General features: G+C 54.8%; 22 protein-coding genes and 1 tRNA gene. 4 read left to right on the top strand and 19 right to left on the bottom strand.

Annotated elements, in window-relative coordinates:
• Window positions 1–277: 277 nt before the first annotated feature.
• From K7B04_RS03015 to K7B04_RS03000, 4 genes are read right to left on the bottom strand one after another with little or no spacing between them, the layout of a single operon-like run.
• Window positions 278–619, bottom strand: coding sequence for a tryptophan synthase subunit beta (locus tag K7B04_RS03015; RefSeq protein WP_163448675.1), 342 nt, complete (start codon window positions 617–619; stop codon window positions 278–280).
• Between the two features lie 17 nt (window positions 620–636).
• Window positions 637–2,577, bottom strand: a complete 1,941-nt coding sequence (gene lapD / locus K7B04_RS03010; RefSeq protein ID WP_163448676.1) for a cyclic di-GMP receptor LapD — start codon at window positions 2,575–2,577, stop codon at window positions 637–639.
• Window positions 2,578–2,586: 9 nt separating this feature from the next.
• Window positions 2,587–3,285: a cysteine protease LapG gene (gene lapG, locus K7B04_RS03005; protein WP_163448677.1), complete on the bottom strand. Its 699-nt coding sequence runs from the start codon at window positions 3,283–3,285 to the stop codon at window positions 2,587–2,589.
• A gap of 25 nt (window positions 3,286–3,310) precedes the next feature.
• Window positions 3,311–4,975 (bottom strand): Mur ligase, encoded by a 1,665-nt coding sequence (locus K7B04_RS03000; RefSeq protein WP_163448678.1) that lies wholly within the window; start codon window positions 4,973–4,975, stop codon window positions 3,311–3,313.
• Window positions 4,976–5,194: 219 nt separating this feature from the next.
• Here K7B04_RS03000 and murF point away from each other — a divergent pair, with 219 nt between their 5' ends.
• Window positions 5,195–6,613: a UDP-N-acetylmuramoyl-tripeptide--D-alanyl-D-alanine ligase gene (gene murF / locus K7B04_RS02995; RefSeq protein WP_163448679.1), complete on the top strand. Its 1,419-nt coding sequence runs from the start codon at window positions 5,195–5,197 to the stop codon at window positions 6,611–6,613.
• A 141-nt stretch (window positions 6,614–6,754) separates the two neighbouring features.
• Here the strand turns inward: murF and K7B04_RS02990 are convergent, their stop codons facing one another.
• From K7B04_RS02990 to aspA, 11 genes are all read right to left on the bottom strand, one after another.
• Window positions 6,755–8,071, bottom strand: coding sequence for a PTS transporter subunit EIIC (locus K7B04_RS02990; RefSeq protein WP_223803465.1), 1,317 nt, complete (start codon window positions 8,069–8,071; stop codon window positions 6,755–6,757).
• 6 nt (window positions 8,072–8,077) lie between these two features.
• Window positions 8,078–8,767 (bottom strand): 6-phosphogluconolactonase, encoded by a 690-nt coding sequence (locus tag K7B04_RS02985; RefSeq protein ID WP_223803464.1) that lies wholly within the window; start codon window positions 8,765–8,767, stop codon window positions 8,078–8,080.
• 16 nt (window positions 8,768–8,783) lie between these two features.
• Entirely contained in the window at window positions 8,784–10,106 is a 1,323-nt protein-coding gene (locus tag K7B04_RS02980; protein WP_223803463.1) for a 6-phospho-beta-glucosidase, read from the bottom strand.
• The gene (locus K7B04_RS02975; protein WP_163448683.1) at window positions 10,103–10,858 is read right to left on the bottom strand and encodes a MurR/RpiR family transcriptional regulator; all 756 of its coding nucleotides are present in this window, start codon (window positions 10,856–10,858) and stop codon (window positions 10,103–10,105) included. Before K7B04_RS02975 ends, K7B04_RS02980 begins: the two co-directional genes overlap by 4 nt.
• A 214-nt stretch (window positions 10,859–11,072) precedes the next feature.
• Window positions 11,073–11,576 (bottom strand): DUF523 domain-containing protein, encoded by a 504-nt coding sequence (locus K7B04_RS02970; RefSeq protein WP_223803462.1) that lies wholly within the window; start codon window positions 11,574–11,576, stop codon window positions 11,073–11,075.
• Between the two features lie 184 nt (window positions 11,577–11,760).
• Window positions 11,761–11,836 (bottom strand) — tRNA-Phe (locus K7B04_RS02965).
• 158 nt (window positions 11,837–11,994) lie between these two features.
• Complete coding sequence (locus tag K7B04_RS02960; RefSeq protein ID WP_223803461.1) at window positions 11,995–12,570, bottom strand: transcriptional regulator; 576 nt, start codon at window positions 12,568–12,570, stop codon at window positions 11,995–11,997.
• Between the two features lie 45 nt (window positions 12,571–12,615).
• Window positions 12,616–14,307, bottom strand: coding sequence for a protein-disulfide reductase DsbD (locus K7B04_RS02955; protein ID WP_223803460.1), 1,692 nt, complete (start codon window positions 14,305–14,307; stop codon window positions 12,616–12,618).
• Window positions 14,283–14,606, bottom strand: coding sequence for a divalent cation tolerance protein CutA (gene cutA, locus K7B04_RS02950; protein ID WP_064546792.1), 324 nt, complete (start codon window positions 14,604–14,606; stop codon window positions 14,283–14,285). Before cutA ends, K7B04_RS02955 begins: the two co-directional genes overlap by 25 nt.
• A 114-nt stretch (window positions 14,607–14,720) precedes the next feature.
• The gene (locus K7B04_RS02945; protein ID WP_163447342.1) at window positions 14,721–16,022 is read right to left on the bottom strand and encodes an anaerobic C4-dicarboxylate transporter; all 1,302 of its coding nucleotides are present in this window, start codon (window positions 16,020–16,022) and stop codon (window positions 14,721–14,723) included.
• A 110-nt stretch (window positions 16,023–16,132) separates the two neighbouring features.
• Window positions 16,133–17,569, bottom strand: a complete 1,437-nt coding sequence (gene aspA / locus K7B04_RS02940) for an aspartate ammonia-lyase (protein WP_163447343.1) — start codon at window positions 17,567–17,569, stop codon at window positions 16,133–16,135.
• 337 nt (window positions 17,570–17,906) lie between these two features.
• On the opposite strand from aspA, the gene K7B04_RS02935 reads away from it, so the two are divergent.
• Window positions 17,907–18,383, top strand: a complete 477-nt coding sequence (locus K7B04_RS02935) for an FxsA family protein (RefSeq protein WP_064546798.1) — start codon at window positions 17,907–17,909, stop codon at window positions 18,381–18,383.
• A gap of 52 nt (window positions 18,384–18,435) precedes the next feature.
• Here K7B04_RS02935 and yjeH read toward each other — a convergent pair whose 3' ends face one another.
• Window positions 18,436–19,671 (bottom strand): L-methionine/branched-chain amino acid transporter, encoded by a 1,236-nt coding sequence (yjeH, locus tag K7B04_RS02930; RefSeq protein ID WP_163447344.1) that lies wholly within the window; start codon window positions 19,669–19,671, stop codon window positions 18,436–18,438.
• Window positions 19,672–19,923: 252 nt separating this feature from the next.
• On the opposite strand from yjeH, the gene K7B04_RS02925 reads away from it, so the two are divergent.
• Together K7B04_RS02925 and groL are read left to right on the top strand one after the other, a co-directional pair.
• Entirely contained in the window at window positions 19,924–20,217 is a 294-nt protein-coding gene (locus K7B04_RS02925; RefSeq protein ID WP_003855929.1) for a co-chaperone GroES, read from the top strand.
• Window positions 20,218–20,252: 35 nt separating this feature from the next.
• Window positions 20,253–21,899, top strand: a complete 1,647-nt coding sequence (gene groL, locus K7B04_RS02920) for a chaperonin GroEL (protein ID WP_064546803.1) — start codon at window positions 20,253–20,255, stop codon at window positions 21,897–21,899.
• A 71-nt stretch (window positions 21,900–21,970) separates the two neighbouring features.
• On the opposite strand, the gene iadA is transcribed toward groL, so the two are convergent.
• The 3 genes from iadA to K7B04_RS02905 are packed head-to-tail and all read right to left on the bottom strand — an operon-like array spanning window position 21,971 to window position 24,263.
• Window positions 21,971–23,134: a beta-aspartyl-peptidase gene (iadA, locus tag K7B04_RS02915; protein WP_163447345.1), complete on the bottom strand. Its 1,164-nt coding sequence runs from the start codon at window positions 23,132–23,134 to the stop codon at window positions 21,971–21,973.
• Window positions 23,135–23,143: 9 nt separating this feature from the next.
• Window positions 23,144–23,605 carry a YjiG family protein gene (locus K7B04_RS02910; RefSeq protein ID WP_163447346.1) on the bottom strand — a complete coding sequence of 154 codons (462 nt, stop codon included), beginning with the start codon at window positions 23,603–23,605 and terminating at the stop codon, window positions 23,144–23,146.
• Entirely contained in the window at window positions 23,586–24,263 is a 678-nt protein-coding gene (locus K7B04_RS02905; protein ID WP_223803459.1) for a nucleoside recognition domain-containing protein, read from the bottom strand. Before K7B04_RS02905 ends, K7B04_RS02910 begins: the two co-directional genes overlap by 20 nt.
• Between the last annotated feature and the right edge of the window lie 37 nt (window positions 24,264–24,300).

Below are 24,300 nucleotides of genomic sequence, written 5' to 3'. Positions count from 1 at the left end.
ATCGTTATGTTATCGCGGATCTAAGAGGTGATTGCCGTTAGATTGATTAATGGTGCTGATATTTCGAACGCTGCAATGCACCCGGGATCGGCGATAAGTCGTATCTTAAGCCAAGAATATGACGAAGTGAGAATTTATTCTTTGATTTTAAGGTTGTTTTAATCCGCCAGAATGGCTAGCGGCTGCTAAAAATAGGGGGGAATAACGATCGTTAGAGCACTAATGATATTTAAGGCACATTATTCATGCACCTTAAATAATCAGCTTTATTATTGGGTTATATCAACCTTTCTTCGTCATCGCCGATCAGACCTTCCAATCCGCTCAGCGCCTGTCGCGCCTGGGCGCGGTTTAACAGCTTATTTTGTGCCGCTGGCGGCAGGTCGGTAATGCTGATAACCCCTTTGCTCATCAGTACTTCAATGAGATCTTCCAGCACGCGAACCATTTCCAGGTCGCTCTGTTGCAGTCTTTGTAGCGTGGCCGCGCGAAGGTTTTCCACTTTCAACCACTCGCTAATCTCTGCGGTTGTCTCCGCACTTTGCTCAGTCATCCCGCTGAATTCCGCGGCTTCAACCCGAACGATCCGTCCTTCACCATCGCGCTCAATAAAATGCATGGCTGCTCTCCTGAAAATTATTGTAGTGTGCTGGCATCGCTAAAATAGCGGCCCATTGCGCCATACAGGCCAATTTTTTCCAGCACGGCCAGCTCGCCTTCGGTTTCCACTCGTTCAGCGATAAGGGGGACGTTGATCTGGCGTGTCGCCCAGTAAATCGCCTCTATAAAGAGTTTTTTATCTTCTTCTTCATTGATGTGGTGAATATAGCCGCCGTCGACCTTAATCCACGCCAGCCCCCACTGCGGCAGGTTACCAATCAGGTGGAAGCGACCGCCAAAGTGTTGAATGCCCAGGCCGCAGCCCAATTCCTGTAGTTTTTTCACCAGCACGGTGACACGTTCTGGCTCCGGTAGTTCGTTCTCATCCAGCTCGAGCGTCAGTCGCGATGCCAGGTGGCGCGCCGCTTTCAGCGGCTGGAGCAGGGCGTTCAACCCCTCGTCGTCCGCGACGCTTTCACCGCTAATACTGAGTGCAAAAGCGTGGGTGGTGCTTTCCATCGCGCGCAGCGTCTGTTTGAGCATGACGACGTCCATACGGCGGCCCAGAGCCAGGCGGCGAACCCACGGGATGAAACGGCCTGCTGGGATAATTTCGCCATCGGTGGTTTTAATACGCGCCAGAATTTTACGATGGAGAACAACGTGTTTGCTATTGCACTCGTACACGGGCTGCGAATAAAGCTCAAACGCTTCCTTATCCAGAATCTCCGTCAGGCGCTGATGCCAGTGGTGGTGGTCCTCATCCGGCGTTTGCTGCGCGGCCAATGCCGGGTCGACGAAGGTGCGCATATCGGCTTCGGCGGCCACCAGGATCTGGTCCGCCTGACGCAGCAGGTTCTGTGGCGTGTCACCATAGTGGAAAGCAACTTCGGCAAAATGCGCCACCGGGTTGACGTCGCTCAGGCCTGTTTCATACAACGCTTTGAGCTGTGTGTTCAGTGAGTTAGCGAAGCTCTCCATCTCCGTCGGAAGGACGGGGGCGGTGATAATGGCGAACTCGCCACCGCGTACGCGGGCGACAAAACCTTCACTATGGAAGTAGCGCTGCTGGAGGCTGCTGAGGATATCGGCAACCGCTTTAAGCAGTTTATCGGTGTTGGCACCGCCAAGGCGCTGGTTGAGGCCCATCAGATCCTGCACGCGCAGGAGGATCAGGTTGCCGTCGGCGTGGTCTTCATCGCTCAGGCGGGTCTGGAATTTGATGTCGAAAGCGCGGCGGTTGTTCAGTCCGGTGAGGCTGTCGTTATAGGCTTCCTGCCGCAGTGCCTCGGTGCGCTGGGCCTGCTCGCTAAACAGTGCTTTCAGCTGGGTAACCATCATGTTTGTGGCTTCGACAACCCGACGCAGCTCCGGCGTTTTCGGCAGTGCTGGCAGGCTCAGGAACTCGCGGCGGCTGATGGCGGTAGCTTGTTCGACGATGTAGTTCAGCGGGCGCAGACGGTGGCGCAACAGGAACATCGCGCCCAGGATACACAACACGCTACAGCCGGTTAGCCACAGGAAGCTGGCGACCAGACTGCTCCACAGGCGCGACAGCGCAAACATCGGGTGGCTGACCACCTCCACGCGCGCGGCCTGCGTCCAGCCGCGCATGACGATAGCTTCGCCCTGGCCGGGGTTCAGGTGCACGATGCGGGCAAACCAGCCAGGCACGTTGGCGCTGGGCGGGATGTTCTGACGCTCAATAATGGGCTTGCCGGTTTTGATATCCACGACCTGAATGCGGTAGAAGTAGCCGCTGTCGAAAATGGAGTTCACCATCAGCTCGGTCATGACCGGGTCATCGATATGCGCGGTTAACGAGAGGCCGAGCGCCGTGGCGGCATCTTGGGCATGCGCACTCAGCTGGTTGTGATACTGCTCGCGTGAGCTTTCCAGCGTGGCAAAAAAGTTGCCGCAGAATATCGTCAGCGTAAACAGGCAGATGCCAATCAGTAGCTGTTTATAAAGGGACATGACCGCTTCCTATTCATTAATTACAAACCCTTCTGCACGCATCCTGGTGAGAAGATCCTGCCAACGTGAAAGTCGTTTACTGTCGCCAACGCGCTTGCTGCCGCTGGCCTGCGGGATCCATAAACCTTCCCCATTAAAGGAATAAACAGGGAGCAGATCGCTGCGGGCGGTGGCGGGTAATATGGCGGGCTTCAGATTATCGAGGACCAGCGGAATAGCGTCCGGCGTCGAATACCATGTCACAACCATATGTGCCTGATTTAATTGTAATGCTTTAACGTAGGTGATTCGCAGTTGGCTTGCCGGAACACCTAATTCACGTAGGGTAAAATATTTGGCCAGCGCGTAGTCTTCGCAATCTCCCGCGCCTTTACGTAATGCTTCCACCGGGGTCGCCCAATAATCCTCTTGCCCCCACACCGTTATATCGTCCACAAAGCGGATGCGCGAATTAAAAAATTGGTTCACGCGGTTCAGGGTGGCCTGAATGTTGCCCTGCGTCGGCTGTTTAAGCAACGCCTCCCAGGCATCAATATTGCGCTGGGCAGTGGGCGTCGCGGGGCCATAGAGCCGTTGCGTCCGCTCGTTGATGGTATTGAAATTCCATCCCGCGCCCAGTTCGGGCGGCACCAATAGCAGCAGCGCCAGAAACAACGACAGCCAGCGTTTCCAGATAAATGGACGTACGATATCCCGCAGGCGCTTCATTCAGCAAACGCTCATCATTAAGGGATTATGTCGTCTTGTCATGCTGATGACGCCAGTGTTTTCGGTAAGCAACATAGCCGGAAAGGTAGTGTTCGACATCATCAATGCGCACCCGGAAACTGTGGTGACGAATGAAAAAACTGCCCACGATCCGGGGCGGATTTTTGAAGAACATTGCCAGTTCCGGCCAGAAAAAACCGTTCGCGAGGTACCGCGCCCGCGTCTCCAGCGCCAGGTTGAACTTCTCCAGATCGAACCCGTCCAGCAGGTGACGATGCTCGGAAGTGGCCAGACGGCTTAGCATGCGCGACGCCGCCATCATCAGTTCGAGCAGCGTCGGGTAGGTGGTGACCCGGTTGATCACGAAGTCCAGGTGATCGCGCACGTTGTCCAGGCCAAACTGATAATAACGCTCAAGCGGACGGTACAGCGTTAACTCGTTTACACAGTAGCTTAGCCAGTGGTCGTGAGCCTGCCAGTGCTTCTGCGCGATAAAGTGATCCATCGCGCGTTCAACGATTTCCAGCCAGCGCGGCGTTTTGGTCAGCCCGTACAAACGCATCAGCGCGAATGCCGCCTCGCCGTCGTAATAGATAATTCGGTGTTCGGCCTTCAGCGACAGATCGGCGGCGTTCAGTACGTGATTAAAGCCGCCGGTATCGGTTTTTTGCATAAAGCTGATGCCGTTTGCCAGACGCTGCATCTGTGGCAGATAGCGTTGGTCGCCGGTGAGCTCGGTGTATTTGGCCATTGCCAGTATACAAACTGCATTCCCGCCGAGCTTAATTTCGCCGCCAGTGTCGATAAGAAAATCGGCGTTGCTGCCGTCGGGCAGACGGCGCGTTTCGATAAGCTCGTTCGACAGGTCGCCAAGTGCGCGTTCAATGGCGGCAAAGTGCGCGGGCTCCTGCGTCACTTCCCAGCCTTCCAATAGCGCGTAGGTGGAGCTGGCGTGACGCAGCGCATTGTAAGTAGGGATGGCACGATCGAAACAGGGGAACCAGCCATAGTGATAGCGGCCCGAGTTTTTCACCTGGCGTGCCAGATAATCGGTGGCAGAAACGATCATCGGGTCGAGCGTTTCTTCTTGCCAGTGATGGAGTTGGCGGTAACCGGAGTTTCGGCCTTTGGATTCAATGGGGTAGACTTGCTCGCCGTCGCAAAATACGCTGCGGGTCGTAAAGCGCCAGATCAGCTGCTCGGGATTCTCTGGCCAGCGCAATTCGCAGCCGAAGCGCCAACGAGAGAAATGCGATAAATTAGGCGTATTGGGCGTCGCGATCCCCTCTTTACTGTGATACAGCAGGGCGTTAGCGTTAATTTCCTGCTCGAGTATCGGCCTTTGGAAGTCGGGCGTAAAGCTCAGACCAAAGCGGAAATAGTTACGCTTGGTCTTCTCCAGTTTCTCTTGCAGAGCATCCCAGCGCAGGGTCTGGATTTTATCGACCAGATCGGCGCGCAGCCAGATAAGCGGCGCAGACTGTTGCTGCTCCCAGCACTGTAAATCGTCCACGGCACATTGCCAGGCTTCCTCCAATGTGCTGCCGCAGGCATAGGCCGTATAAGCGCGTTCCTGACCGCTACATGTGCTGAGAAACAGGATGTAGGCAGGAAAGGGCGCAGGCTGCGCAGCAGCATTAAGCGTATCGAGTCCGGGGCGCACATGCGCAAGTAATTGGCTCAGTGACATTGAAGCTCCTTGTCATGTGGTGACACCCTGTCTGAGATGAATCGCATCAAAATAGCATTACGTATTGCGATTTATGTATTCTACATTTCTACTATATTGCCCTGAGAATAGAAAATTACCCTATCGGGATCAAATAATTTGGCGGCTAAATAGTTGAATAATCCCGTCCGTACCATTGCAGGCTCGGCTGCATCAGCATTCAATTTTTCAGGAGAAAAAATGAGTCAGAAAAAAGAAAAAGGATTTTTGGCAGGGGCCTGCTGGACAGTTGAATCTTTAATGCAAGCCGCGCCTGGTCGTTGGCTAACCCCTCCGCCGGAAGACTGGTGCGCGACGGGGGTATCGATTTTTTCACCCGCCATGCAGCCCGGCAATATGGTTTGTGTGCGTGCAGAAAATGAAGATGGCGGCGTGCTAGCAGAGCGACTCGATAAACTTCCGTATCCACCCGCTGCGCTTATTGTCGATGATGCAGAACGGGTTACCGGGAGCAATATTCCCGTTTATCTGGTCGAGGACCGGAACGAAGCGTTGTTGAATATGGGGCGATATGCCCGTAACAAAATGGTCGGCAACGTGATTGGCGTCACGGGGAGCGCCGGGAAAACCACTTGCGTCGCCATGCTCACCGCCGCGCTGGCGGAGTGGGGGCCGGCACTCGGCAGCGCGCAAAATGCCAACCTGCCGCGCGGCGTCGCGTGGAATATTGCTTCGATGCCGTGGGATACCCCGCAGGTGGTGCTGGAAATCGCCATTGGCCGTATGGATATCAGTACGCGGATGGCACGGCCAAACGTCGCTGTTGTGACGAATATTCAGGCGGTTCATCTGAAAGAAAACCAGTCGCTACGCGATATTGCGCGCACCAAAGCGATGATTTTTCTGGGCATGAAACCTGGCGATGTGGCTGTGCTCAACCGTGATATGCAGGAATGGGACTGCATTTATGCGGCAGCGGTGAAGCAGGGGTTACGGATAGTCACCTATGGTCAACAGGAAGTCTGTGATTGCCGCCTGTTAGCGTACGACGCGGCGACGAACGGTGTTAAGGCGGAGATTTTTGGCCAGACCCTCAGCTATACGATGCAGGCGGAAGGCGTTCATATGGCGCTAAACAGCGTCGCCACGCTAGCTGTTGTTTCGTCGCTAGGCTATGCCCCTGAGGCGGCGCTACCGAGGTTGACGCGCTTCCAGGCATTGCCGGGAAGAGGTGAAGTGAATCGTCTGGTCGTCGACGCACACCCGCTAACTGTCATTGATGACGCCTATAACGCTAACCCTGGTTCAATGATGATGGCGATATCGCAACTGAGCGAGTCAGTCTCTCCGGGACGTAAAGTGCTTGTTTTGGGGGAGATGGCCGAGCTCGGCGATCGTTATGAGCAGTATTATCGCGCCCTGATTGAGAGCATCAACCGTAGTCAGATTGATACAATTTACCTCATTGGCAATAGTTATAAAGTTTATGACAGCATAATTGATGCGGGTAAGCGATACATTTTCCTGGATGAAGTCGATGCGTTTAAAGCGGCTTATCTGGAGGATATTCAGGATGACGATATTGTTCTATTTAAGGGCTCGCATTCAACCCAGGTGTGGAAATTAGTGAACTGGCTGAAGTTACGGGCCTCTCGTTAGGCTACATCGGAAGGGCTAACCTTCCTGATGGTATACCTGGCCAAACTCCCGCTTAATCCTCTGGGTGACCTGATCGTTGAAGCCGGCTTTGTTCTTTGTGAGTGTCCCCTCCTCCTTAAAAAAAGAGAAGGGGGCACCACGTTACGACTGTGGTTGAAGTTCCTCGGACCTGCAGGCCATCTGATGCTCTTCATGAAGGTACTGTTTATCTAAAATCTTCACGAACGGTAGATAAATCGCGGTGGCGATAGCCAGATTCACCGCTTGTAAAATTACGCCGGAAATCCCGGTGGTTAAAAACCCGGATACAAAGATCGGTGTCGTCCACGGAATTGCAACCCCGGACGTTGGCGGCACCCAGCCGAGTGCTATCACCACGTAGGTTATCGTGCAGAGCACCATTGGCGTTAGCAGAAATGGGATAAGCATCAGTGGATTGAGTACGATCGGCAGACCAAAAATCACCGGTTCGTTAATATTAAAAATGGCAGCCGGGGCCGCCAGTTTTGAAAGCTGCTTTAGGCGAGTGCTTTTCGCGACCATAAAGATGCTGATGAGCAGCGCGCCGGTAAAACCGGTGCCGCCGGCAATCAAATACACATCCCTGAACTGCTGAGTGATGATGTTGGTCGCCGCCAGACCTTCCTGGGTTTGCGCCAGATTCTGCGCGCTAAGCGTCTGCCAGATTGGCCCCATCACCGATGAGACAATAGAGTCGCCGTGAATACCGAAGAACCAGAACAGGCTGATCATCATTTCAGCAATAAGCTGCGAAAAGATGGAGTTGCCTAAATAGAGCAGCGGCTGTTGCAGCGCGACGCTGATAAATTTCCCCGGGGTGCCGAAATGGGTATTTTCAAACAGCACCTTCACGATTATCCAGAACAGTAGCACCACAAGAATGGGGACCAGCGATTTAAACGACCTGGCAATTTCGGGTGGCACACTGTCTGGCATCTTGATGGTAAAGGCTCTGTGCTCCAGGAACTCAATCATCTTGATGGTGACCAGGGTGACAATGATCCCTAAAAACATCGACTCCGAACTAAAGTCCAGCAGCGCATAAGCCCCATCAACAAGAGTGCCAGACTCGGTAGTGATACTTCCAGGCAGCATTAAGAAGAAGATCGCTACCGGTAAAATAGCGGCACTCTGGCTGAGGTTGAGCTTTTCGACTAACTCCTTTGAAAAGGTGATAATCACAAGCAGGGTCATTAATCCGTAGCTGGCGTTAATCCCGTAGTTGAGCTTATCCAGCGTGCCTTTTCCGAGCAGCGAGGTCATAAACTCGTTGTAGCCGCTAATCGGAAAGTTGGTGAGCAGCAGGAAAAAGGAGCCGACGATTAAAAAAGGAATCAGGGCAATAAAGGCATTTTTGAGGGCGGTTAAATAGATGTTTGACGAGATTTTCTCGGCCAACGGCAACATCTTTTGTTCGAGTAGAGAGGTTATGCTCATTTCCGCTTACCCTTGAAGGTTTTTGGTAATGTAGTAATTAACGTGCGGGAATTGCTTAATATAAATGGCCGGGATTTCGGTGTGATGGGCATCACCGTTCACGATCTCCTGATAAATCCCTTTTTTATCCTCGTGGTTAATAATGACGATCACTTTGCCGGCCTTAATGATTTTGTTCAGCCCCACGGTAATGCCTTCGTTGAGTGTGACGTCGCCGGAAAAGTATTTGTGGCTGGCGACGTTAATGGTGACGTCATCCAGTTGGGTTTGCAGGTAATCCTCAGCAAAAGAAACGCCCGGTTCGTTTAAGCCGATATGTCCATTCATCCCGACACCCAGAATCACATAATCAAACTCTGCGCCGTTGAGCGCGGCGTTGTAATGGGCAATGTTCTGCGCCGTCGAGGCGTAAGGATCAAAATGGATTAACTGCACCGGATGCGCGCATTTATGCACAAAGTCCTGATTAATCATACTCAGGCAGCTGCCATCGGACTCGCTGGGCACGTTAACCCATTCATCCAGCGCAAAGAAGGTGAGATGTTCGGCAACCTTCGTTGTCGCCAGCAGGTCGTAAACCCAGCGCGGTGTGCTCCCCGAAGGGATTAACACGCGGGAATGCGGCTTAAGCGCTGAGAGTTCGCTGACCACCTGCTCGGCCAGCGCGGCGTTGGTATCAAAAGCTGTACATTTCATCGGTGTCTTCCCGCGATTAGAGTGATTCAATTTTGTTGGCGAACAGCGGCAGATACTTTTTATTGGCCCGCAGCATCTCTTTCACCAGCTCAACGCCCTTATTGTCGCTTGAACATAATGGATTGAAGAGGAAGCCTGCGATCAGTGCCTGATAGTTGCCGGTGGCGGCGGCTTTGACGATCTGCGCTTCATAGTCCTTCATCATCGACACAATACCTTTGGCGGGAGACGGAATTTCGCCGGTGCAAATTGGCATTGGGCCATTACGGGTGAGGACGCAGTTCACTTCCACTACCGCATCTTCCGGTAAATTGGTAATCGCGCCGCCGTTGCGAACGTTGACGGTTTGAATACTCTTATCGTCGAGGTAAATGGCACGAATGACGTTCAGCGCCGCAGCGGAATAGAGCGCGCCGCCGCGGGCCTCCAGCTCTTTAGGCTTATCCTGAAGCGTGACGTCGCTGTATTTTTTAAACAGCTCGGCTTCGATATTTTTGACGATTTCACCACGTGATAGCTCGGCGGCCTCCTGCTCTGCCAACATCTCGGTGGTTTTGAGGTAGTACTTTAAATACGAGGATGGGATCAGGTTGGTGGCGGCCAGCAGCTCTTTATTAAACTGCTCGTTGCTGACGTTTTTAAAGCTCAGTTGGTCGACATCGGCTGCGTTGATTATCTCGATGGTTTCCCGGGTGCGGTCTACGCCGTTGTGCAGAATTTTGGTAATAAAGTTCATGTGGTTGGAGCCTTTGAACTCAACGAACAAATCGGCAACGTCAACATTTAGCAGGCCGGCAACCTGATGGGTCATATTGATCGGGCCATTGCACAGGCCAATCACCCGGTTGTTACTGCTGTATTTGAGAACCGCTTCGGTCACCATGGAAGCCGGGTTGGTGAAGTTGATCAGCCACGCGTTAGGGCAAATCTCTTTCATTTCATTGGCAATGTCGATAATCACCGGAATGGTGCGCAACGCTTTAAACATCCCGCCCGCGCCGTTGGTTTCCTGGCCAATAAAACCGTATGATTTCGGTAGTTTTTCATCGACGATACGAGCGTCAATACCGCCGACACGCAGCTGCGTCACCACGAAATCCGCCTCCTGTAGCGCTGTTTTTCGGTCGAAGGTTTGGCTGACATCAATCGGTAAGCCTGCTTTGGCCAGCATTCTTTTGGTGAGCTCGAAAATGATGTTCATTTTCTCTTTGCCCATTTCGATGTCGACAAAAGCAATATGGGATATCGGCAGCTGATGATGATTAATAATAACCCCTTCAATCAGTTCAGGGGTATAGCTGCTGCCAGCGCCAATCACAACGAGTTTAAGTTGGGTCATGAGTCTTCTACCTTTGAATTAAATTTCAGTGATACTTTTCTGACATTGGATAAATGAAAAAGCATGATGTCGATGATGGCTATCTGAATCGGATAGCTAATATTTTCAAATGCCGTGTTTTTAATAATGGCGTTTTTATAGATCAGGGCGGCATCGGCCTTAAGCGCCAGCGTCGAATTTTCCCGGCTGGTGATGGCGGCAACTTTGATGCCGTTTTTCCGCGCATTGGTGATGATTTCTTCCAGCATTTCCGACTCGCCGCTGTTGGATACAATCAACACGCAGTCATCGGCGGTCAGAAAGCGGCTACGCACATTACAGTTGGTATAGTCCGTTTCATTGAGGATATTAAAGCCCAGCACCATCAGGTTATAGCTGACATAATTTGCCACGCTGTCCGAAGTACCGTATCCCCAGGTAATAATCGTGTTACATGTGGATAAAAAATCACAAAAGGCTTTTATTTTACTCTCGGAAACCTTAGTTAAGGCATCCTGCATTTCCTGGAGATACTCGCTCACGAAGGCATTATGATGCTGTGAGTTTTGCGACATGGAGAATACGTCGCGAACATCGACCTTAAACTCCTGAAAATTATTAAAGCCTAATTTCTTAACCAGTTTCGAAATAGACGGTGCGGTGGTATAAACGCGCTCGGCCAGTTCATGAATTTTCATTTTATAAACGTCGGCCGGGTGCTCCTGGCAGAATTTATAAATTCTCAGCTCGTTACTGGTTAAATCTTTACGCATGGAGTGCACCTCTTATTATGCGGCGCTGAGGCCGCAGTGGCTCTCGGGAGGGATCTTAACAAGGGGAGGACGGAAATAGGTTTTATGATTTAGAAATTAATTTCCGTGATCTGGATTATAAATTTCCATGAGGGGACTTTCTCTGAAGTAGGAAGGCGTAAAGTATCAGGTCGCCCGGATGAGGCGCATTGCACCGATGCCGGGCGGGCGGGATCTATGCTCCCTCAACCTCATCAAGCCGCTGCTGCAGCGCATCCAACTGAAACTCGCTAAACACCTCAACCCCATGCTGGCGCAACAGCGCCGCCGCGACCCCTTCGCCCGGCACCTTCATGCCGCGAAACGAGCCGTCGTAAACGTGCAGGCTGCCGCAGGTGGGGCTGCCGTCGGTCATAATCGCAAACCGACAGCCGTGTTGCTGCGCGGTTTGCAGCGCCAGCCAGGCGGCCAGCACGTAGGGTTGTGTAACATTGCGCCCGTCGCTTTCCAGCACCTGCGCACGCCCGTTCAGCACCTCGATACCCTGACCGTTAACCATCTCCGCCGACAGTCGCGGCGTCTCAAGCCCCGCCGCCAGCTCCGGGCAGTGAATAACCAGACGGCCCTCCTCACGCCATTGTTGCAGCAGGTTTGCGGTGCAGGATTTATCGGTACCGTTGTAACGCACGCGGTGCCCGGCCAGGCAGGCGCTGAGGAGGATTTTGTTTTTGGCGGTCATGGAGAACCTTGAGGATGCGTGGCAAGGCGGTTGTCGCGATGCCTGCGGCTATAGGGTAACGGAAACCAGTTGAGGTGAAAATGGGGGAAGGGGCGGATTCTGCGGCGGACGTTTGATAAGGCTTGAAAGGTAGCATGGTTCCAAAAAGCAAAAACCCAGCCATAGGCTGGGTTTTCTGAATAAGTGGTGCCCGGACTCGGAATCGAACCAAGGACACGGGGATTTTCAATCCCCTGCTCTACCGACTGAGCTATCCGGGCAACGGAGCGCATTAAACCGTAGTCGCTCACTCGCGTCAACCAAAATCAGCGAAAAGCTGTTCAACTGCTTACTATTGCGGCAATCTACGCGTTTACGCCGCGCGTTTGCACAAATCGCGCTGCCACAGGCCGGTCATCCGCGTGGGTGGGATGCTGGCCTAGGTCAGCGCGCCGTTCTGCCGGCACTGGGCGAAGCGCAGAATGTCTTCGGCCAGGCGGTACGCGGTGTCTACATCAACCTGGCTGCGATTGACCAGCATGCGGCTCAGGCAGCCTTCCAGCACCAGCTCCATCTGTTTCGCGACCATCGTGGGGTCATCCACTTCCAGTTGGGTCAGCAGCTCATGAGTGAAGTGGAACGCGTCCAGCTTCTGCTGGTTGGCGAGCTGATGAATCGGGTGCTCGGCGTCCGGGTAGAAGGTGCAGGCAGCGATAAACAGGCAGCCGGGGTAGCGGTTTTTGGTCACGCAGTTGGTCAATGCCGGATAGCGAGCCAGTAGCTTCTCTTCGGCTGTCATCTCTTCGTTGAGCATCAACTGGCGACGCCAGGTCTCTACCTGCTGGCTTAAATAGCGCAGCGCGTCATACAGCAGCGCTTCGCTGTCCGGCCAGAAGCGGCGCAGTTCATCGAGCGGACGGTCCACGCGCTCGGCCACCATTTCCAGCGTGGTGCTTGCAATCCCTTCTTGCTCCAGGAGCTGTAGGGCTTCTCCCAATACGTCTTCGCGTTGCACGGTATTCTCCTCCGTTCCCGACGGCTATCCGTCTCAAAGTGTTGTCTACGGTTGGCGATCGCGCAAATGCGCGCGAAATGCGGCGGCGTCCATAAAGCCGGTTACCCGTAGGGCGGGCTGCTCGTTGCCGTCTTCATCAAAGAAGAGGATGGTCGGCAGGCCCAGTACCTGTAAATGTTTTAGCAGCGCTACGTCCTGCGCGCTGTTAGCCGTTACGTCCGCCTGTAGCAGTACCGTATTTTGCAGTGCCTGCTGCACCTGCGGGTCGCTGAAAGTGTACTTCTCAAACTCTTTGCAGGCCACGCACCAGTCGGCGTACAGGTCGAGCATCACCGGTTTACCGCGGGCGTTAGCCAGCGCGGCGTTCAGAGACTCGACGTTGCTGATGCGGGTAAAGTTGAGATGCGCCTGACTCTGCGTGGCCGTCTGGCCAAAGACCCAATCCTGAAGCGGGCGCACGCTGATAAGCGCCGCGGCCAGCAGGATGATTTGCCCAATGCGCTGCCACGGTTTGTTCAGCCCGAGGCTGGTGATAAATGCCCAGCCGAAGAACGCCACGCCGAGCATCGACCACAGCCGCAATCCCCATACGTCGCCGATAATCCGTTCCAGCAGGAACACCGGCAGCGCGAGGATCATAAAGCCAAAGGCGGTTTTGACATGCGCCATCCACGGCCCGCTTTTTGGCAGCAGGCGGTTGCCGAATACAGTGACCAGAATCAGCGGCAGCCCCATACCCAGCGCGTACAGGTACAGCGTACCGCCGCCAAGCCACAGGTTACCGCTCTGGGCGATATACAGCAGAATGGCGCTCAGCGGCGCGGTGGTGCACGGCGAGCAAATCAGCCCGGCAATCGCCCCCATGGTGAACACGCCGCCGAGGGAGCCGCCCTGCTGGCGGTTGCTCATCAGGGTGAGACGGGTCTGCAAGGAAGATGGCAACTGAAGCGAGAAAGCGCCAAACATCGACAGCGCCAGCAGGATAAACACCGCCGACAGGCCGATCAGCACGTACGGATGTTGCAACGCGGCCTGGAACTGCATCCCGGCGGCGGCCACCACCAGGCCGAGGGCGGTGTAGGTCAGCGCCATCCCCTGCACGTAGATAAAGGCCAGCAGCAGCGCGCGAGCGGTAGAGAGGCGCTGTTTACCGCCGAGGACGATGCCGGAGATCAGCGGATACATCGGCAGCACGCAGGGGGTGAAGGCGATGCCGATGCCGATTAATAGGGCCCAGAGGGCGGAGAACGGTAAGTCCGCGCTGGTTTCGCCCCTCTCCCCGGCCCTCTCCCCGGAGGGGGGAAGGGCAGAGACCGCGTTCAGCGGCACGGTTCGGGTTTCCGGCGGGTAGCAGAACCCCGCGTCGGCGCAGCCCTGATAGGTCACCGTCAGCGTCGCGCCATGGCTGGCCTGTGTCAGCGTCACCGGCACGACCAGGTGTTGGCGGTAGATTTCGCTTTTGCCATAGAACTCGTCGTTATGCGGTTCGCCTTTGGGGAGCTGTAGCGGAGCAATGCTGGCATTAGCCGGATTAATTTTGATCTGCTGGCGATAGAGGTAGTAGCCCTCTTTCACCTGCCAGCTCAGGTTTACGTCATGCTGGTTCTGCTGAAAATCAAAGGCAAAGGCTTGATCAGCAGGAATAAAATTGCTGCGGCCGGGTCCGTCAAATAACCCGGCGGCGAAGGCTGAGGTGCTGCAAAGCAGCAGGATCAGCGTAAGGATGCGTTGAGCCATGAGAGATAATCAACATCTGCGTGAGTAACGGGTAACACTAACAATTCTGGCGTTTGATACGGGTGATGCGCTTTCAGGCAGTCCAGCAACGCCTGCTGGTGGGCAAGATCGGTTTTTAGCAGCATTTGCACTTCATACTCCTGCTCGAGCTTCCCCTCCCAATAGTATAGCGAGGTCGCGCCGGGTAGCAGGGTGGCGCAGGCCGCTAATTTCTCTGCCAGCACTTTGGCTGCCAGGTCCTGGGCGGTGGCTTCATCCGGAGCAGTACAGAGGACCACTACAGCGTCGGGAGTGCTCATTGTAAACCTCGTTATCGATGAAAAGAGGCACTATAGCACGGCACCTGGAGAGGGTTGAGTGAATCGGGCCGCAGAGCGGCCCGACCTTAACGATTTTTACACAGCGTCACAGGGTTAGAGCATTAACCCGCCGAAGATGAAGCCGAGGATGACGCAGAGGGCAATGGCAATCACCCCCGGGATCAGAAACGCGTGGTTAAATACGTATTTGCCGATCCGAGTGGAGCCGGTGTCGTCCATCTCTACCGCCGCCAGCAGCGTTGGGTAGGTCGGCAATACGAACAGCGCGGAGACGGCGGCGAAAGACGCAATTGCCGTCAGCGGGGTGACGCCAAGCATCAGCGCCGCAGGCATCAGCGCTTTCGTGGTCGCCGCCTGGGAGTAGAGCAGCGTTGCGGCAAAGAACAGCACCACCGCCAGCAGCCACGGGTAGTTGTGCAGCAGATCGCCCGCTACCGCCTGAATGTCGGCGATGTGCGCTTTCACGAAGGTATCACCCAGCCACGCGACGCCCAGCACGCACACGCAGGCGCTCATCCCGGATTTAAAGGTGCTGGCGTTGAGGATTTCACCGGTGTCGACTTTACAGGTGATGCAGATCAGCGTGGCGATGGTCAGCATAAACACCACGATCGCTTCGTTACGCGGCAGCACCGGATTCTGAATCAGCCCGACGGTGTCGCTGATGGCGGTAGCGTAGAACATCACCGCCACGATGCCGACCAGGAACAGCAGCACCGAGCGCTTAGCGTGCGGCTTCAGCTCAAAGACCTTGCTGCCGCGCAGGCGTACTTCCCCTTTGGCCAGACGCTCCTGGTACACCGGGTCGTCCTTCAGTTCGCAGCCGAGGAAGTTACAGACGATGGAGGTCAGCAGGACGGCTATCAGCGTTACCGGAATACAGATAGCCAGCAGCGTCAGGTAGCTCACGCCCATCGGTTCAAGGATACCGGCGAAGAACACCACCGCCGCGGAAATCGGCGAGGCGGTAATCGCAATCTGCGAGGCCACCACGGCGATGGAGAGCGGGCGGGAAGGGCGGATGCCCTGTTCTTTCGCCACTTCGGTAATCACCGGTAGCGTGGAGAACGCGGTGTGCCCGGTCCCCGCGAGGATGGTCATAAACCAGGTGACCAGCGGAGCGAGGAAAGTGATGTATTTGGGGTGCCGACGCAGCAGTCGTTCGGCGAGGCTGACAAGATAATCCATCCCGCCGGCGATTTGCATGGCGGCAATCGCGGCGATAACCGCCATAATGATTTCAATGACGTCAAACGGTATGGCACCGGGTTTAATTTGAAAAATCAGCGTTAGCACCAGCACGCCGAAGCCGCCGGCAAAGCCGATGCCTATCCCCCCGAGTCTTGCCCCCAGGTAGATGGCAAGAAGCACAATGACCAGTTCTGCTCCAAACATATTAGCCTTCCTTGTTTACCAAGTTGATATGTAATTGTTGTGTTTTCGTGAATTATAGAAACAAAAAAGGCATGTCATCATGACATGCCTCAGTTTATTAGTCAGAAAGACTATTGTTCGCTTTCATCGGTATAACGCTTCGCTTTGTAGGCCGGGTGCATCAGGTTCTGTGGCGAGAAGATGTCGTCCAGCTCCGCTTCCGTCAGCAGGCCGCGCTCCAGTACCACTTCACGCACGCTCTTACCGGTTTCGGCACAGATTTTCCCGACGATATCGCCGTTGTGGTGGCCGATGAACGGGTTCAGGTAGGTGACGATACCAATAGAGTTGTAGACGTAGCTTTCGCACACTTCTTTGTTCGCGGTGATGCCGTCGACGCATTTTTCCAGCAGGTTGTAGCAGGCGTTAGTCAGGATGTGGATAGACTCAAACAGCGCCTGGCCAATCACCGGCTCCATCACGTTCAGCTGCAGCTGGCCTGCTTCGGAGGCCATGGTGACGGTGGTGTCGTTGCCGATAACCTTGAAGCACACCTGGTTCACGACTTCTGGAACGACCGGGTTCACTTTGGCTGGCATGATAGAAGAACCGGCCTGCAGCTCCGGCAGGTTGATTTCATTCAGGCCTGCGCGCGGGCCGGAGGAGAGCAGGCGAAGGTCGTTGCAGATCTTCGACATTTTCACCGCCAGGCGTTTCAGCGAACTGTGGACCATGACGTATGCGCCGCAGTCGGAGGTCGCTTCAATCAGATCTTCTGCCGGAACGACCGGCAGATTACTGACTTCAGCCAGTTTCTGTACCGCTAACTGCTGGTAGCCATCCGGGGTGTTCAGACGGGTACCGATGGCGGTGGCGCCAAGGTTTACTTCCAGCAGCAGCTCCGCGGTGCGCAGCAGGTTTTTGGTCTCTTCGTTCAGCAGCACGCTGAAGGCGTGGAATTCCTGGCCCAGGGTCATTGGTACCGCGTCCTGCAGCTGGGTACGGCCCATTTTCAGCACGTCCTGGAACTCAACGGCTTTACGCTGGAAGCCTTCACCTAACTGATGAATGGCATCAACCAGCTTCACAATTGAGGCGTACACCGCGATGCGGAAACCGGTCGGGTAGGCATCGTTAGTGGACTGGCATTTGTTGACGTGGTCGTTCGGGTTCAGGTACTGGTATTCACCTTTCTGGTGGCCCATCAGCTCCAGGCCGATGTTCGCCAGTACTTCGTTGGTGTTCATGTTGACAGAGGTGCCCGCGCCGCCCTGATAGACGTCTACCGGGAACTGATCCATGCATTTGCCGTTATTCAGAACTTCATCACAGGCCGCAATGATGGCATTCGCCACACCCTTAGGAATGGTTTGTAGCTCTTTGTTCGCCAGGGCCGCCGCTTTCTTCACCATGACCATCCCGCGAACGAACTCCGGGATGTCGCTGATTTTACTATTACTGATGTAAAAGTTTTCAATCGCTCTCAGAGTATGAACGCCGTAGTAAGCGTCAGCAGGAACTTCCCTGGTACCTAACAGATCTTCTTCGATACGAATGTTGTTTAGCATGTGAACCTTCTTTTGCGAGCTGCCAATGATTTCACCAAATACGCAGGATTTTTGTGGTCATGCGTTTTTCTGACCGCAGATTATTTCCTTAAACGGCCCGGTGTCCATGATCATATGCTGATGATAGCGGATTGCAGTAATCTGGATCACTTATTATCAGACGTAACTGATAAGAATTATTGATTTGTGAAATGAATCACCGCTTGACGATTGTTGACAAAAATATGGGCCGCCGCTGATTGAAATGCGGCGATTCACCACCATTTCAATTTAGTGCAGAGAATGATGACTCGCTGCAAGCGCGTGATACGCGTTGTTGACTTCACAGGAGATGCCAGTGCGCTGGATACCGTTAATTGCCATATTTCTCTATGTTTACATTGAGATCTCTATTTTTATCCAGGTCGCCCATGTGTTTGGCGTCCTGATGACGTTGATTCTGGTTATTTTTACCTCGGTGATCGGCATGTCGCTGGTCCGTAACCAGGGCTTCAAAAACCTGATGCTGATGCAGGAAAAAATGCAGGCGGGCGAAAGCCCGGCGGCGGAGATGATCAAAAGCGTATCGCTGATCCTCGCGGGCCTTCTGCTGCTTCTGCCGGGCTTCTTTACCGACTTCCTGGGGCTGGTATTGTTGTTGCCGCCGGTGCAGAAGCACCTGACCGTGAAGCTGATGCCGCACCTGCATTTCGGGCGCATGCCGGGTGGCGGTTTTGCCGGTGGCACCAACGGCGGGCAGACCTTTGACGGGGAGTATCAGCGTAAAGACGAGCGCCCTGACCAACTGGACCATAAAGACGATAACCGTCCTTAAGCCATCGTAATGATAAAAGCCGGAGCGCGTTATGCACTCCGGCTTTTTAAGTCTATGCCTTCCTTTTCGGCAGCAGCACCCACAGCGCAGCCAGCATTATCACCGCGTACAGGCTCTTCCACCCCACCATCGCCAGCAGCAGCAGGCACAGCGCCACGCCCATCACCGACAATACCCGGTAACGCCCGCTCAGCAGCTTGCAGCCTGCCAGCATGCACAGCAGATAAATCATGATAAAAATGCCGTTGGCGTAAATGATGAGCGCATCCAGATTGATGTTAAGCCAGTAGCTGGCCAGCGTGCTCACCATGCAGCTGCCAATCACCACGCTTAACGCGTTGCGCGGCACCAGGCCGGGGGAAAGGCGAGCCAGATAGCTGTCTGGCTTATGCTGCGCCTGCGACCACACCAGCCGGGCAAAGCTTTGGATATAGATGTTAAGGCTGGCGAAGCAGGCGAGGAACCCGACCACGCTTGCCACCCACAACGCCTGCACACCGAACAGCTGTACCACGATGGTTGGCAATGATGCTGCGGCGGTGTTGGCGGCACCGTAGGCATGGAAGTGCAGTACCAGCACTGTACAGGCCCAGTAGACAATACCCGCTAGCAGCAGGCCGACGATCAGCGCGCGCGGGAAGTCACGCTCCGGATGGCGGAACTCCGATGCCATATGGGCAAACGCCTCCAGGCCGACAAAGCACCAGAACATGACCGACAGCGCGGCGAATAGCGGCGATATTTCGACATCCGGAAGCGCCGGGAAAGGGATGGCTTTCAATGAGATATCGCCATAGACCCAGATTGCGGCCAGCAGGGCGACAATTAATATCGCAACCAGCGTTTGCAGGTTCGCGCTCGAACTGGCGCCGCGCAGGCCCAGCCACCAGACGAGGCCGAGCGTAGCCATTTCAGCCATCAGCAGTTGCCAGCCGTGCCAGCCAAATAGCGCCTGGGTAAAGCCCGAGGCGATGTGCAGCGCGGCGGGCAGACCGACGGGGATCACCGACAGGAACAACCAGCCGGTGACGCGTGCCAGGCGCGGGCCAAAGGCCATCTCCACAAAGTGCGCGACGCCGCCTGCACTGGGGAAGTGCCGGCCAAGCAGCGCGAAGACGATCGCCACCGGGAAAACCAACACTATCAGCGCCGGCCAGGCCCATAGGCTGGTCTCCCCGGCGACGATGGCGCCCAGCGCCGGAACGGCGAACACGCCGGTGCCCAGCAGCGACGTCGACAATAACCCCACTCCCTGAGCGAAACCCAACTCCTGTTTCAGACCTGACATGACTTGTTTCCATACCCTGGCAAAGGGCAAAATTTTAACACATCACCTCTTCTTATGACCCCGCGGCATTGTGCTGTTCTAAGCCGGTATTTCAGCGATTTATCGCGATTCGTATCGGGTACGAAATTTTTTTTAGGGTGACCCCTTGAAGGCCAAAATAACCACCCCCATCTCTCTGGCACTAGCCGGAAAACCGTGTACGGCCCGGCGTCACCCATAACTGATAATGACTTTCTCAAAGGAGAGCTATCAATGAGTATTCGTCCGTTACATGATCGTGTGATCGTCAAACGCAAAGAAGTTGAAACCAAATCTGCTGGCGGCATCGTCCTGACCGGTTCTGCGGCAGCAAAATCAACTCGTGGCGAAATCATCGCTGTCGGTAAGGGCCGCATCCTGGAAAACGGAACCGTGCAGCCGCTGGACGTTAAAGTTGGTGACATCGTGATTTTCAACGATGGCTACGGCGTGAAATCTGAGAAGATCGACAATGAAGAAGTGTTGATCATGTCTGAAAGCGACATCCTGGCAATTGTTGAAGCGTAAGAGCTACGCGCGAACGAATTTGAGGAATAGAAGAAATGGCAGCTAAAGACGTAAAATTTGGTAACGACGCTCGTGTGAAAATGCTGCGCGGCGTTAACGTACTGGCAGACGCAGTTAAAGTGACCCTGGGTCCGAAAGGCCGTAACGTAGTGCTGGACAAATCCTTCGGCGCACCGACCATCACTAAAGATGGCGTATCCGTAGCACGTGAAATCGAGCTGGAAGACAAGTTCGAAAACATGGGCGCGCAGATGGTGAAAGAAGTGGCCTCTAAAGCGAACGACGCTGCAGGCGACGGTACCACCACCGCCACCGTACTGGCGCAGGCTATCATCACCGAAGGCCTGAAAGCTGTTGCTGCGGGCATGAACCCGATGGATCTGAAACGTGGTATCGACAAAGCTGTCGCTTCCGCTGTTGAAGAACTGAAAGCGCTGTCCGTACCGTGCTCTGACTCTAAAGCCATTGCTCAGGTAGGTACTATCTCCGCTAACTCCGACGAAACCGTAGGTAAACTGATCGCTGAAGCGATGGACAAAGTCGGTAAAGAAGGCGTGATCACCGTTGAAGACGGTACCGGCCTGGAAGACGAACTGGACGTAGTAGAAGGTATGCAGTTCGACCGTGGCTACCTGTCCCCGTACTTCATCAACAAACCGGAAACCGGTGCTGTTGAGCTGGAAAGCCCGTTCATCCTGCTGGCTGACAAAAAAGTCTCCAACATCCGCGAAATGCTGCCGGTTCTGGAAGCCGTTGCGAAAGCAGGCAAACCGCTGGTTATCATCGCTGAAGACGTTGAAGGCGAAGCGCTGGCTACTCTGGTGGTCAACACCATGCGCGGTATCGTGAAAGTCGCTGCTGTTAAAGCACCGGGCTTCGGCGACCGTCGTAAAGCTATGCTGCAGGACATCGCAACCCTGACCGGCGGTACCGTTATCTCTGAAGAGATCGGTATGGAGCTGGAAAAAGCGACCCTGGAAGACCTGGGTCAGGCGAAACGCGTTGTGATCAACAAAGACACCACCACCATCATCGATGGTGTGGGTGAAGAAGCTGCAATCCAGGGCCGCGTTGCTCAGATCCGCAAACAGATTGAAGAAGCAACTTCTGACTACGACCGTGAAAAACTGCAGGAACGCGTAGCGAAACTGGCTGGCGGCGTTGCGGTAATCAAAGTCGGTGCGGCTACCGAAGTTGAAATGAAAGAGAAGAAAGCACGCGTTGATGACGCCCTGCACGCGACCCGTGCTGCGGTAGAAGAAGGCGTGGTTGCTGGTGGTGGTGTCGCGCTGGTTCGCGTTGCCGCTAAACTGGCTGGCCTGACTGCTCAGAACGAAGATCAGAACGTCGGTATCAAAGTTGCGCTGCGCGCAATGGAAGCACCGCTGCGTCAGATCGTTTCCAACGCCGGTGAAGAACCGTCTGTTGTGGCGAACAACGTGAAAGCGGGCGAAGGTAACTACGGTTACAACGCAGCTACTGAAGAATACGGCAACATGATCGACTTCGGTATCCTCGACCCAACTAAAGTGACCCGTTCTGCTCTGCAGTACGCAGCTTCCGTTGCTGGCCTGATGATCACCACCGAGTGCATGGTGACCGACCTGCCGAAAGGCGACGCGCCTGATTTAGGTGCTGCTGGCGGTATGGGCGGCATGGGCGGTATGGGCGGCATGATGTAATCGTGCGCTAACCGCTTTAGCGACAAGAAACCCGAGCAGTGATGCTCGGGTTTTTTTATCTCTCGGTTTTGTTACTCAAAGGTGCCTTTCACACAGGCGTGACCGTCTCGGACCATCTGGCGGCCCCTGGCCCATACTTCCCGAATCCGTAAATCTGCTTCCAACACCAGAAAATCCGCGTCACAACCGGGTATAAGCCGGCCTTTATGCGTCAGCCCGAGAAACTCCGCGACGTTTCTGGTCAGCGGCAGCAGCGCCTCTTCCAGCGGCAGATGATGCTGCTGAACCAGCTGTTGCAGCGTCTCCAGCAACGACTCGAACCCGGCGACGCCAAGGCCGACCAGGTTGCCGTGGCGGTCAAATTCTGGCTGACTGCCGTTGCCGTCGGAGCTTAACGTTAGCCGTGCGAGCGGGACCTGCGCTTCACGGGCCATCACGATGGCGCTTGCCGGATCAATAGGCTCGTTGATGCTGGTGGTGATATCAATATAGCCGCCTTCGCTGGCATAACGTAGCGCCGCCTGGAACAACGCCTGTGCGCGATTGACGTGGGTAGGCAGTAGTTTGGTGATCGGTACGTCGGCTGTGCGCAATATTTCATATAGTGGTTCCAGCAGGCGGGGGCTATTGCCGAGGTGGAACACGGAGATGCCTGCTTTCGCCCCAAGCAGCCCGCCTACGCGAGACTGTGCTGCCATATTGGCAAGCTGATGGGTATCGGGCGCTGAGGAACGGTGATCGGAGATGGCGCATTTCACGCCGATGATTTTATCAATCAGCGCGACGTCTTTTTGCACGCTATCGGTAATGGTTGGCGAAGGCAATCCGTAAGCGCCGGTGAGCATCCAGGCGCTGATTCCTTCGAACTCCAGGGCGCGTGTTTTTGCCAGCAATGACTCCGGATGACGTGTTGTTCCATCGGTGCCGAGCAGGCCAACGACGGCGGTGACTCCGGCCTCAACCAGTTTTGACAACCTGACCTCCGGCGTCCGGGTGTGTGGGCCCGCTTCTCCGCCGCCGCCAATCAGATGGACGTGCTGATCGATAAATCCTGGGCAGACGATAGCCCCGTTGAGATCGCTGACCGGGCATGCTTCGGGGACGCTTTCGCTGTTTGCGTTGGTGATGGCGACAATTTTTCCCCCAGCGACCAGCAGATCGCAGATACCCCGATCGTCAGGGGCATAGAGATGCGCATTGCGAAATAAGCGGGGTTCCAGTAATGAAAAGTTCATGGTTTTCCCTTAGAAAAGAAGCTGCATCACCCACATAGAGAGCAGGGCGTTGATGACGCAGATGGCAATAATATGCGGATAGTATTTAGGGTTAACGCCGGCGGTGCCAAGACAGCGGCCGGTATTTTGCACCGGGTTGCCCATCAGGTAGATGGCGGGCAGCAGGACGGTAGCATCGTGACCACTGAGCGTACCGGCCGCCACCAGGCTGGCGCAGACGCCTACGCCGCCGCCCATACTCATTACCGACGCCAGTAGAACGGTCGCTGCTTCGCCGGGAAGCCCCCACAGCGCCATAATCGGCTCACACACTTTGCCGACAATATCCAGTAACCCGGTGACCTTCAGCGCCTGAATAATGACAAACGCCATCACGACGTTGGGTAACAGGCTGGTGGTGGCGATGGTAAAACCGCGGCGGGCACCGTCGATAAACATATCCATCACATTCTTACGCGGCTGGGCGATCATTTTTATCCTCCTGGTTGTGACGGTTTTCCATTTGCGCGATCCACAGACGTAAGAAATTAGCGCCGATGAACTTAAACACCAGAATCACGGCTAGCGGTGTGATGACAGGAACGGTCACCACCGTAAACAGGGCGGCGCCGGAGGAGAAATAGTTAGTGATGATGGCGCTACCGCTGGTCTGGAAAGTGGCGAAAATCGCCCGCTCCCGATCGCTGATGGCCCCTTCATCGGTGAGCTCTTTGGTCATGCCCGCCGCGGCGTCGGTATTTTGCAGGTTGGCGATCAGTGCCAGCGAACAAATGCCCGGAATGCCTAATAGCGGTCGCAGTATCGGCGTCATTAGCTGCTGCGCGGTGCGCAGCCCGCCAAGCCCTTCGGTTACCGCGATGATGCCAAGCGATAAAATCACCGAGGGCGCCAGCTCCAGCGCGAATAAAAAGCCATCTTTGGCTCCAGTGCCGCCGATGCCGCGGAACGACAGCGCGTTTTGCCCTTCGGCGTTAACCTGGCCAAAACTGCCGTTCAGTACGGTAAAATCAAACACCCGCCACCACTCTGTGCTTTTGGCGAAAAAACCGGAGAAGAAAATAATGGTCAGAAAAAAAGCCAGATAACCCACCCATTTGACGTTCCTCTCTCCTGAGGATGTTTTACTCATATCGTCTCCTTTTTGATTGTGCTGTGTAGCGAACAAA

The organism is Kluyvera sp. CRP, from assembly GCF_019930565.1.
In the GTDB taxonomy this organism is placed as follows: domain Bacteria; phylum Pseudomonadota; class Gammaproteobacteria; order Enterobacterales; family Enterobacteriaceae; genus Kluyvera; species Kluyvera georgiana_A.
The sequence above is the reverse complement of the archived record's forward strand: the minus strand, read 5'-3'. Positions and strand labels throughout refer to the sequence as shown.